11 protein-coding genes are annotated in these 10,542 nt (G+C 66.1%); 1 reads left to right on the top strand and 10 read right to left on the bottom strand.

Translation table 11 applies throughout. The annotated features are described in order from the left end of the window. From CCS01_RS11995 to CCS01_RS11980, 4 genes are all read right to left on the bottom strand, one after another. Nucleotides 1-225, bottom strand: a 225-nt coding sequence (locus CCS01_RS11995; protein ID WP_146101705.1) for a hypothetical protein, incomplete at its 3' end; no start/stop codon positions are given. Nucleotides 226-361: 136 nt separating this feature from the next. Beyond that, entirely contained in the window at nt 362-1,831 is a 1,470-nt protein-coding gene (locus CCS01_RS11990; RefSeq protein WP_104519059.1) for a multicopper oxidase family protein, read from the bottom strand. Nucleotides 1,832-1,855: 24 nt separating this feature from the next. Next, on the bottom strand, nt 1,856-2,125 hold the full coding sequence (locus CCS01_RS11985; protein WP_104519058.1) for a DUF5615 family PIN-like protein: 270 nt from the start codon (nt 2,123-2,125) through the stop codon (nt 1,856-1,858). Beyond that, the gene (locus CCS01_RS11980) at nt 2,122-2,352 is read right to left on the bottom strand and encodes a DUF433 domain-containing protein (RefSeq protein WP_104519057.1); all 231 of its coding nucleotides are present in this window, start codon (nt 2,350-2,352) and stop codon (nt 2,122-2,124) included. Before CCS01_RS11980 ends, CCS01_RS11985 begins: the two co-directional genes overlap by 4 nt. Before the next feature lie 596 nt (nt 2,353-2,948). Between CCS01_RS11980 and CCS01_RS11975 the strand changes: the two genes are divergently transcribed. Further along, nucleotides 2,949-4,769 carry a DUF2075 domain-containing protein gene (locus CCS01_RS11975; protein ID WP_239992127.1) on the top strand — a complete coding sequence of 607 codons (1,821 nt, stop codon included), beginning with the start codon at nt 2,949-2,951 and terminating at the stop codon, nt 4,767-4,769. A gap of 44 nt (nt 4,770-4,813) precedes the next feature. On the opposite strand, the gene CCS01_RS11970 is transcribed toward CCS01_RS11975, so the two are convergent. The 6 genes from CCS01_RS11970 to CCS01_RS11945 all read right to left on the bottom strand — a co-directional run bounded on the left by CCS01_RS11970 (nt 4,814) and on the right by CCS01_RS11945 (nt 10,415). Next, the gene (locus CCS01_RS11970) at nt 4,814-5,431 is read right to left on the bottom strand and encodes a Uma2 family endonuclease (protein ID WP_104519055.1); all 618 of its coding nucleotides are present in this window, start codon (nt 5,429-5,431) and stop codon (nt 4,814-4,816) included. A gap of 95 nt (nt 5,432-5,526) precedes the next feature. After that, on the bottom strand, nt 5,527-5,928 hold the full coding sequence (atpC, locus tag CCS01_RS11965) for an ATP synthase F1 subunit epsilon (protein WP_104519054.1): 402 nt from the start codon (nt 5,926-5,928) through the stop codon (nt 5,527-5,529). Nucleotides 5,929-5,932: 4 nt separating this feature from the next. After that, the gene (gene atpD / locus CCS01_RS11960) at nt 5,933-7,369 is read right to left on the bottom strand and encodes a F0F1 ATP synthase subunit beta (protein ID WP_104519053.1); all 1,437 of its coding nucleotides are present in this window, start codon (nt 7,367-7,369) and stop codon (nt 5,933-5,935) included. Between the two features lie 33 nt (nt 7,370-7,402). After that, nucleotides 7,403-8,284 (bottom strand): F0F1 ATP synthase subunit gamma, encoded by an 882-nt coding sequence (locus tag CCS01_RS11955; protein WP_104519052.1) that lies wholly within the window; start codon nt 8,282-8,284, stop codon nt 7,403-7,405. 15 nt (nt 8,285-8,299) lie between these two features. Further along, a complete protein-coding gene (gene atpA, locus CCS01_RS11950; RefSeq protein ID WP_104519051.1) occupies nt 8,300-9,832 on the bottom strand; it encodes a F0F1 ATP synthase subunit alpha in 1,533 nt (510 codons plus the stop codon). 1 nt (nt 9,833) lies between these two features. Further along, on the bottom strand, nt 9,834-10,415 hold the full coding sequence (locus tag CCS01_RS11945; protein ID WP_104519050.1) for a F0F1 ATP synthase subunit delta: 582 nt from the start codon (nt 10,413-10,415) through the stop codon (nt 9,834-9,836). Between the last annotated feature and the right edge of the window lie 127 nt (nt 10,416-10,542).

The raw sequence follows: 10,542 nt of genomic DNA, 5'->3' as shown, positions 1-10,542 counted from the left end.
GGCATGGGTGGCGGCGGGCTGGGTCTTGACGATGGCGTTCAGCGTCGCGGCGACGGCGGCGCGCTTGGCGGGATCGTTCAGCACCTCCAGCGCCATGCGCGCCTGATCGGCCGACATGGCAGGCTGCGGCGGTGGCGCCTCCTGGCGCGCTGGCGTCTGCGCCCCCGCCGGCAGCGCCAGGGCGAGGGTCAGGAGTCCGGTCAGGATCAGGACGGCACGTGTCATCGGAACGTACGACCACATATGCCGCCAATGGGTCAACGCAAAACCGGCCGGAATGAAGGCCTCTTCATGGCAGCATGAGGCGGAGCGTCGCGCCGGGACGCGATTCCGGGCGCGGCCTTGCCACCGGCCGGCGGGATCAGACGGGGTTCTCGTAGTCGAACAACGCCATGAAGCCAAAGTCCATGTGCAACTGCTGGTGGCAGTGGAACAGCGTCGCACCCGGGTCGTCGGCGACGAAATCGACCTCGGCTTCCTGGTAGCCGCCCAGCATGACGACGTCCTTGATCACGCCGCTGGTCGGCTTGCCGGCGATCCGGGTCAGTTCGAAGCTGTGCCGGTGCAGGTGGATCGGGTGGATGTCGTCGCTCTGATTGCGCAGGTGCAGGCGGTAGCGGCGGCCGGCGGCCAGGTGCAGGATCGGCGGCTGCGGGCGCATCGTGTCCGGATAGGCGGTGCCGTTGATGGTCCAGCGGTTGAAGCCGTTGGCGGCGGCGTTGTGCTTGGCGAACACCATGTCGAACACGTGGTCGGGCTGCGCGGCGGGCTGCGACGTGCCGAACAGCGTGTAGTCCCATTTGAACGGAGGCGGCGCCTGCCACTGCGGCTTGCCGCCTGAACCGGCATACTCGACGACGATCCCCATGCCGTGGGCGCGGTCGTCGTCGGCCAGGTCGCCGAGGATGAACACGCCGGGATGGTTCATTTCGACGACGGCGGAGATGCGCTCGGCGGTGCCGATCCATAGCACGGGCACCTCGGCCGGGTGCGCCACCGGGTTGCCGTCCATGGCGACGACGCGGAAGCTGTGCCCGGCCATGGCCAGGCTGCGGATCTCGGTCGCGCTGCCGTTCAGGATGTGGAACAGCACCCGTTGCCCCTGCCGGACGCGGATCGGCTCGCCGTGGCCGAGCATGCGGCCGTTGATGGTGAAGAACTGGTAGCCGACCTCGTAGCCCTTGGGCTGGCCGCGCTTCAGGGAGGCCTGCATGGCGGCCTCGCCGGCGTCCTTGAGGCTTTGGATCTCTGCGCCGGCGAGGAAGTCCATGTCCATGTCGCCGCCGCGGCTGAAGGTGGGGCCGAACTCCTTCAGCACCAGGAAGATTTCCTGGTCGTAGGCGCCGGGGTTCTGTTTCGGTTCTATGTAGACGGGGCCGACCAGGCCGGAATACTGGCCGCGGCTGAGGTCCGATCCGGCCCGCATGTGGGTGTGGTAGAAGCGGAAGCCGCTCGGGCCCGGGGTAAACGTTTCGCGGACGGTGCCGCCGGGCGGGATCAGCGGCGTGCCTTCCTCCATGGCGCCGTCAACGGCGACGGGGATTTTCTGCCCGTGCCAGTGCAGCACTTCGGGATGATCGGTGTTGTTGCGGATGTCCACAGTGGTTTCCCGGCCCTCGTGGAACCGCAGCAGGGGGCCGGGGAACTGGCCGTTGTAGAGCGTGGTGGAGATGATCTGGTCGGGGGCAAGTTCAGCGAGGCCGTGGCCGATGTCGATGGTGTAGTCGGGCCTGGGTGCGGCGGCGGCCTGGGCGAGGGCCGGCCGTATGCCGGGGATGCCAATCAGGGATATGCCGCCCAGTTTGAGAAGAGTGCGCCGTTCGACCGGCATGGGAAGCCTCCGTTGTGGAACTCGTTACGAGTGGTTCGGGTTGACTGCGTCAAGGCCTTCCTTTCGGATACGGATGACGGAGGGTGTGCGCTCGCCGCTGGTGGCAAGCAGCGCATGGAAATCGGCATCGAGGGTGACGCAGATGCGCCCTTCGGCCCGGCCTCGACTGAGCACGTCCACGTCATCGGCGCGGCTCATGCCGATCTCGGAGACGTGGATCACGTCCCAGCCACTTTGCGTCAGCAGGGACGCTGCCGACCGCGGCAGGCCCTGGTCGGGCAGCAGGCGTTTCACACGATTTCCAGTGGCTGGACGCTTTCATCCAGGTTCCGTGCGGCGAATCCCAGCACCTGGCGGATATCCTTCGGCTCCAGTTCGGGGTATTCGCGGCGCAGATCGTCCCAGTTCGGATAGATCGCAAGGGCCTCGATGACCCGACGGACTGACAGCCGCATGCCGCGGATGGTCGGCTGGCCGTTGAGGATCGTCGGAATGCAGGTGATTCTGTCGAATTTGGCCATCGATCATGCCTTGGATTTTCCACTCGGCGGAGCCTAGACCGGGCCGAAATCCTGAACAATGCTTCGTTGGATGCTGCATTGACGCCTGTCGACCTGATGCTGCGCATCATGCCGGCCGTCGGCACCGGTGGTCTCGCCCCCGGGTGCCTGCGGAAGAAAAGCAGGTCCGGATCGAGTAGCCGGGGGAAAGGACTCTCTTGCTCGGTCCATAATCGTGTCTTGCGCAGACGGTCCTGCAGATCAGAACCCTGGCGCCGTAGCGGCGCCCGCCGGCTTTGGTCCATGGCACAGAACTGGAAGGGAGATAGCGGCGCAAAGAGGATTGCCGTTGCGTGGCAGTTTCAAAACATGCTTTTGTATGAGTACATTGCTGTCTCGGATTATCCATGGCTTCCTTCTGGTGCGGCACGGCCAGCGAATTCCTGCAAACACCGCCTGCCAAAATCACCGGCACCCTCGCCGTTGCGCAGATCCGGCATTTCCGCCTGAACGAGGCACAGCAGCTTCGCGCATGGGAAGCAACGATCACCATGCTTCAGCTGGCGTTGCGGGCCCTGCCGGAAGCAGCCGGGTGGCACGTGTTGCTGGAATACCCGATGCTGCGGCTGGGGCACCGCCCGGACGTGATCCTGCTGACCGGACGGGCCATCCTGGTCCTGGAAATCAAGGCAGGCGCCACGGCTCACACGCTGGCCGATCGGCGGCAGGTCGAGGATTATGCGATTGACCTGCATGATTTCCATGCCGGCTCGCGCGCCAATCCGATCGTGCCGATCCTGGTCGCCGAACATGCGACGGTCAGACAGGAATCCTTGCCGTTGCCGCTGTGCCATGGCGTCACGCCGCCCCTGGACGCGAGCGCACAAACCTTGTCTGCTCTGTTGCAGGAACTGGATCGTCATTTCGCGCAAGTCGCAAAGCCTCTTGATGCTGCCGCGTGGCTGGACGCACCCTACCGGCCGGTGCCGACAATCGTGGACGCAGCCTGCATGCTGTATGCGAAGCATGGTGTGGCGGAGATCCGCGCGGCTCGCAGCGACGCAGACAATCTCCATGCCACCACGGACGCGATCCTGATGGAGATTGCCCGGGCACGCGCAGACGGACAGCGCCTGATCCTGTTCGTCACCGGCATTCCCGGCGCGGGCAAAACGCTGTGTGGCCTCAATACGATTTTCGGATCAGACCATGCAGGGCGTGGAACCTACCTGACCGGCAACCCAACGCTGGTGCATGTGCTGCGCGAGGCGCTGACGCGCGACGCCGTTGCGTTCGGCGCGAAGCGTGGCGATGCCAGCCGGAAGATGACAAGCGCCATCCAGGCACTGCCGAAGTTCCGCGACCACTACGTGGCAAACGAAACACATGCACCGGCCGAGTGCATCGTGGTGATCGACGAGGCGCAACGCTGCTGGTCGGCTGCCTGGGCGATGGCGAAGACACGCGACAAAGCGGTGCGACTTACCCGTTCGGAGCCGGCTCACCTGCTGGAGACGATGCAGCGGCACAACGGCTTCTGCGCCGTCGTCTGTCTGGTGGGCGGCGGACAGGAAATCCATGCCGGCGAAGGTGGCCTGGCCGAGTGGGGTGACGCGCTGCGTGAAGCCGCCGCCAACGGCATTGCCTGGCGCGTGCGGGCGGCGCCGGACCTGCTGAGCACGACCGACCCGCGCCAGCGCCTGGGAGACCTGCCTGACCTGCGAGTGGTTGCCGCGCTGCACCTGAACGTATCGCTCCGCCAGATCCGCAGCACCGCGGCGACCGCTTGGGTGGACCAGGTACTGGCAGGCGATGCGGATGCCGCGGCGGCGATCGCCATGGAAACCGGGACCCTGCCATTTCTGCTCACCCGCGATGCGAGCCTCATGCGCAGTTGGTTGCGCATGCATGCACGCGGGCTGCGGCGAACGGGGCTGCTCGCAAGCTCCGGCGGCGCGCGGCTGCGGGCGGAGGGTTTGGGAGCGGAATTGCCGCATATGGACGCCTCGGCTGTTGCGCACTGGTTCCTGGACAGGTTCCCGCACGACGTGCGTGCCTCCGACGCGCTGGAAGTGGTGGCGACCGAGTTCAGTTGCCAGGGACTCGAGCTGGACTATGTCGGCCTGTGCTGGGACGCGGACCTGATCCGAGAGCCCGGCCGCATGGACTGGCGCGTGCGCAGTTTCCGCGGCACCGACTGGCAGATCTGCCGGCAGGCGGAAGCGATCGCCAACCAGATCAATACCTATCGTGTCTTGCTGACCCGCGCGCGCTACGAGACGGTGATCTTCGTCCCGTTTGGCGATGCGGGTGATCGCACGCGCACGCCCGCCGCTTATGATGCGATCGCCGGTTTTCTGCGCTCCTGCGGGGCCCGCGCACTGGATGACGCACCCGCGCCGGATGATCGCGCAGAGACCGAGAGGCTGCTGGTTTGAGGCTTGCCCCGGCACGGACTTCGTAATGTGTCAGCGCAGGCCGGTCAGCGGGCCGATGCGCGGCCGGATGTGAATTCGATCCCTTCGTAGAGAGTGGGAAACGGCAGCGTCAGATCAAACTCGGCGATTTCGACCGAAGCATCCACCCCTTCGAGTAGAACAGCGCTGTGGATGCCCAGTCTTCCGTCCCGATCCCGCGTGTAAATCATGGCCCGCATCTCGTCCTGGCTGATCAGGATGTAGTAACGAATTGACGGTGTTGCGTCGTAGTCGCGCAGTTTCAGGTTCTGGTCGATCCACGCGGTACTCTTGGACAATACCTCGAAAACGGCCACCGGTTCCTGCGCATGCAGCGCGCCCGGGACGCGCGGGCCGCAGTCGATCAGTGCATCGGGGTAGCGGCCATCCCGTCCCGCCTTAACCTTCAGGTCCGGACCGTGTGGCCGACATGGCTTGCCGCGCATCCGTGCCCGCAGCTCACCCCGTAGATTGTTGGCGATGGTGTCGTGTTCGGCCGTCCCGCCGCCCATGGCATGGACCTGGCCGTCCACGAGTTCGTAGCGGTTTGACTGCTGCGCTTCCCAGTCCAGATAGGCTTCCCAGGTCCAGTGCGCGGGCTGCTTTGCCTCCGACATCGCGCCCTCCTGACGGAACAGTAGCATCGGACGTGCCTGTACGGCACGGGCAAAGCGAACTTTACAATCAAAAAGGCCGGGCTCCTCGCCCGGCCTTTCCGTCTCAACCCGGTCCGCCAGCCTCAGCTTGCGACCTCGACCATCGCCCGGGCCGACTGCACCCGGTCCATGGCCTCTTCCTCGACCGCCGGATCCTTCTTGTCCGCGGCCTCGTACGCCGCCTCGGCCTCGGCCAGCAGCTTCTCGGCCTCGGCCTTCTTCACCTCGTCCAGCGGCAGCGCCTGGTTCGCCAGCACGGTGCACCGCTCCGGCGTGATCTCGGCGAAGCCGCTGCTGACGAACAGCCTGTCGATGACCTTGTCGGCCTCATACAGGTCGATCGTGCCGCCGCGCAGCATCACGATCATCGGCGAGTGCCCTTCCAGCACGCCGATATCGCCTTCCGACGCCGGGATTACCACCATGTCCACCGGACGGGACAGCAGCAGCTTCTCCGGGCTGACGATCTCCAGCGCAACCGCCATGGGCTTACGCCTTCGCCTTCAGGCTCTCGGCCTTGGCGACGGCTTCCTCGATGGTGCCAACCATGTAGAAGGCGGCCTCCGGCAGGTGGTCGTATTCGCCCGCGCAGATCGCCTTGAAGCTGCGCACCGTGTCCGCCACCGGCACCAGCTTGCCGGGGAAGCCGGTGAACACTTCCGCCACGTGGAACGGCTGCGACAGGAAGCGCTGGATCTTGCGCGCGCGGGCCACCACCAGCTTGTCCTCTTCCGACAGCTCGTCCATGCCCAGGATGGCGATGATGTCCTGCAGCGACTTGTAGGTCTGCAGGATGCGCTGCGTCTCGCGCGCCACCTGGTAGTGCTCCTCACCGACGATCCGCGGGTCCAGCGAACGCGAGGTGGAGTCCAGCGGGTCCACCGCCGGATAGATGCCCAGCTCGGCGATCTGGCGCGAAAGCACCGTCGTGGCGTCCAGGTGGGCGAAGGACGTGGCCGGCGCCGGGTCGGTCAGGTCGTCCGCTGGCACGTAGATCGCCTGCACCGAGGTGATCGAGCCCTTGTTGGTCGAGGTGATCCGCTCCTGCAGCGCGCCCATGTCGGTCGCCAGCGTCGGCTGGTAACCCACCGCGGACGGGATGCGGCCCAGCAGAGCGGACACTTCCGCGCCCGCCTGGGTGAAGCGGAAGATGTTGTCCACGAAGAACAGCACGTCCTGGCCTTCCTCGTCGCGGAAGTATTCCGCCACCGTCAGGCCCGACAGGCCGACGCGCGCGCGGGCGCCCGGCGGCTCGTTCATCTGGCCATAGACCAGCGCCACCTTCGAGCCTTCCTGAAGGTTGTGGTGCTCGTCCATCTTGATGACGCCGGCGTCGATCATTTCGTGGTACAGATCGTTGCCCTCGCGGGTGCGCTCACCCACGCCGGCGAACACCGACACGCCACCATGCGCCTTGGCGATGTTGTTGATCAGCTCCTGGATCAGCACGGTCTTGCCCACGCCGGCGCCGCCGAACAGGCCGACCTTGCCGCCCTTCAGGTAGGGGCAGAGCAGGTCGACGACCTTGATGCCGGTGACCAGGATCTCGGCCGACGTCGCCTGCTCCTCGAAGGTCGGCGCCGCGCGGTGGATCGGGTAGGTCAGCTTGGTCTTCAGCGGCCCCTTCTCATCAATCGGCTCGCCGATGACGTTCATGATGCGGCCCAGCGTCTCCGGCCCGACCGGCACCGAGATCGCCGCGCCGGTGTCCGTCACTTCCTGGCCGCGCACCATGCCGTCGGTGCTGTCCATCGCGATGCAGCGCACGGTGCGCTCGCCCAGTTCCTGCGCCACTTCCAGCACCAGGGTGCGGTCGCCAATCTTGCAGGTCAGCGCGTTCAGGATGAACGGCAGGTCGCCGTCGAACTGCACGTCCACGACCGCCCCGAGCACCTGGGTCACGCGACCGACAATGTTGCTTGCCATGATGTTCTTCCTTCGATTCCAGCAGGTCGCAGATCAGACGGCTTCGGCGCCGGAGATGATCTCGATCAGTTCCTTGGTGATGTTCGCCTGGCGGGCGCGGTTGTAGTTCAGGCTCAGCCGCTTGATCATGTCGCCGGCGTTGCGGGTGGCGTTGTCCATCGCGGTCATCCGCGCGCCGTGCTCGCCCGCCGAACTCTCCAGCAGGGCGCGGTAAACCTGGATACCCAGCGCCTGCGGCAGCAGCCGTGCCAAGATGGTTTCCTCGTCCGGCTCGAACTCATAGACCGCGCCGCCCAGATCCACCGTCTCGCCTTCGGGGGGCGGCGGGGCCGGAATGATCTGCTGTTCGGTCACGATCTGCGAGATCACCGACTGGAAGCGGTTGTACACGATCGTCGCCACGTCGATCTCGCCGGCCGCCAGCATCGCCGTGACGCGCGCGGCGATATCGGCCGCGTCGGTGAACTCCAGCTTGCGCTTGCCAGCGAAGCTGACCTCACCCACCAGACGGCTGGCCAGTTCGCGGCGCAGGTAGTCGCGCCCCTTGCGGCCGACGGTGAGGATCTTCACCGTCTTGCCTTCGGCCTCCAGCCGCCGCGCCAGGTTGCGGGTGGCGCGGCCGATGTTGCTGTTGAACGCCCCGGCCAGGCCGCGGTCCGCGGTGACCGGGATCAGCAGATGCGTCTGGTCCTTGCCGGTGCCGACCAGCAGCGGCGGCGCCGTTGGCGAATCGGTGACCGACGCCGCCAGGGCCCGCAACATGCGGTCCATCCGCTCGGCATACGGACGCGCGGCTTCGGCCTGCTGCTGGGCACGACGCAGCTTCGACGCCGCCACCATCTTCATGGCGGAGGTGATCTTCTGCGTCGATTTCACGCTGTTGATGCGTGTCCGAAGAGCCTTCAGGCTGGGCATGTCGCGGTGTGACCCTTAGCTGAACGACTTGGCGAAGCTGTCGAGGAACGCCGTCAGCGCCTTCTCGGTGTCCGGCTTCAGCTCGAGCTGGGTGCGGATCGCCTCCAGGATTTCGGGCTTCTGCGACTTCAGGGCCGAGATGAACTGCGACTCGAACGCGCCGACACGGCCGACATCGATCCTGTCCAGGTAGCCGCGGACGCCGGCGAAGATCGCCACCACCTGCTCCTCGATCGGCAGCGGGTTGTACTGCGGCTGCTTCAGCAGTTCCGTCAGGCGCGAGCCGCGGGCCAGCAGCTGCTGGGTCGAGGCATCGAGGTCCGAGGCGAACTGCGCGAACGCCGCCATTTCACGATACTGCGCCAGTTCCAGCTTGATGCGGCCGGCAACCTGCTTCATCGCCTTGACCTGCGCGGCGGAGCCGACGCGGGACACCGACAGGCCGACGTTCACCGCCGGGCGGATGCCGCGGAAGAACAGCTCGGTCTCCAGGAAGATCTGGCCGTCGGTGATGGAGATGACGTTGGTCGGGATGTAGGCGGACACGTCGCCGGCCTGCGTCTCGATCACCGGCAGCGCCGTCAGCGAACCGGACCCGTGGTCCTCGTTCATCTTCGCGGCGCGTTCCAGCAGGCGGGAGTGCAGGTAGAACACGTCGCCCGGGTATGCCTCGCGGCCCGGCGGACGGCGCAGCAGCAGCGACATCTGGCGATAGGCGACGGCCTGCTTCGACAGGTCGTCATAGAAGATGACCGCGTGCTGGCCGTTGTCGCGGAAATACTCGCCCATGGTGCAGCCGGTGTACGGCGCCAGGAACTGCAGCGGCGCGGGTTCCGAGGCGGTGGCGGCGACGACGATGGAGTACTGCAGCGCGCCGTTCTCCTCCAGCGTGCGCACGAGCTGGGCGACGGTGGAGCGCTTCTGGCCGATGGCGACGTAGATGCAGATCAGCGCCTTCTTGGTGTCACCGGAGGCGTTGATGCCCTTCTGGTTGATGATCGTGTCGATGATCACCGCGGTCTTGCCGGTCTGGCGGTCGCCGATGATCAGCTCGCGCTGGCCGCGGCCGATGGGGATCAGCGCGTCGATCGCCTTCAGGCCGGTCTGCATCGGCTCGTGCACCGACTTGCGCGGGATGATCCCCGGCGCCTTCACCTCGACGCGGCGGCTCTCGGTGGATGCGATCGGCCCCTTGCCGTCGATCGGGTTGCCCAGGCCATCGACCACGCGCCCGAGCAGGCCGGGACCGACGGGGACTTCCACGATGCTGCCGGTGCGGGAGACGGTGTCGCCTTCACGGATCTGGCGGTCGTCGCCGAAGATCACGACGCCGACGTTGTCGGTTTCCAGGTTCAGCGCCATGCCGCGGATGCCGGCGGAGGGGAACTCCACCATCTCACCGGCCATCACGTTCTGGAGGCCGAATACGCGGGCAATACCGTCGCCGACGGACAGAACCTGGCCCGTCTCGGCGACATTGGCTTCGGTATCGAACGCGGCGATCTGCTTCTTCAGGATCTCCGAGATCTCTGCTGGGCGGATCTCCATATTACGCGGCTCCCTTCATGGCGTACTGCAAGCGTTGCAAGCGGGATTTCAAACTGGTGTCGTAGAGTCGGGCGCCGACGCGGACGACGAGGCCGCCGAGCAGGTCGCCGTCGACCCGCTCATTGATATTGACGTTGCCGTAGCCGGCCTCGATCAGGCGGGCGCGCAACTGCTGGCGCTGCACGTCGTTCAGCGGATGCGCCGAGGCAACATAAGCGGTGACGATGCCCCGCCGATCGGCCACCAGGGTGGCGAAGGCGTGGACGATGTCGCGCAGGGCGTTCAGGCGGCGGTTGGTGGCGACGACTCCGACGAAGTCGCGCACTTCCTTGCCGAAGCCTTCCTGCTCCAGCACCGCATGGATGGCCTTGTTGGCGGTGTTCACGTCGATCAGCGGCGAGGCCAGCAGGCGGCGGAAATCGGCGCTGCTGTCGATGAGCTGGCCGAGGGATTCCATTTGCGACACGACGGTGTCGAGCGCATGATTGTCCTCGGCATAGGAGTAAAGCGCGGCAGCATAGCGATCCGCCAGGCCGCCCCCGGATGCGATTGTCGTAGCCGCAGACGCCACGTTTCTTTCCATTTAGTTAGGCCGGGCCGAGGTGGCACGGGCGATAAATTGGGATCGTCCGGCGAACCGGCGGGGGGCGTCTAACATGGGGTGTCCGAGCACGCAACACGCTGGGAGCGGGGGCGGGGGTGTTTTCTGT

It is taken from the genome of Rhodopila globiformis, from assembly GCF_002937115.1.
Lineage (GTDB): Bacteria > Pseudomonadota > Alphaproteobacteria > Acetobacterales > Acetobacteraceae > Rhodopila > Rhodopila globiformis.
The sequence above is the reverse complement of the archived record's forward strand: the minus strand, read 5'-3'. Positions and strand labels throughout refer to the sequence as shown.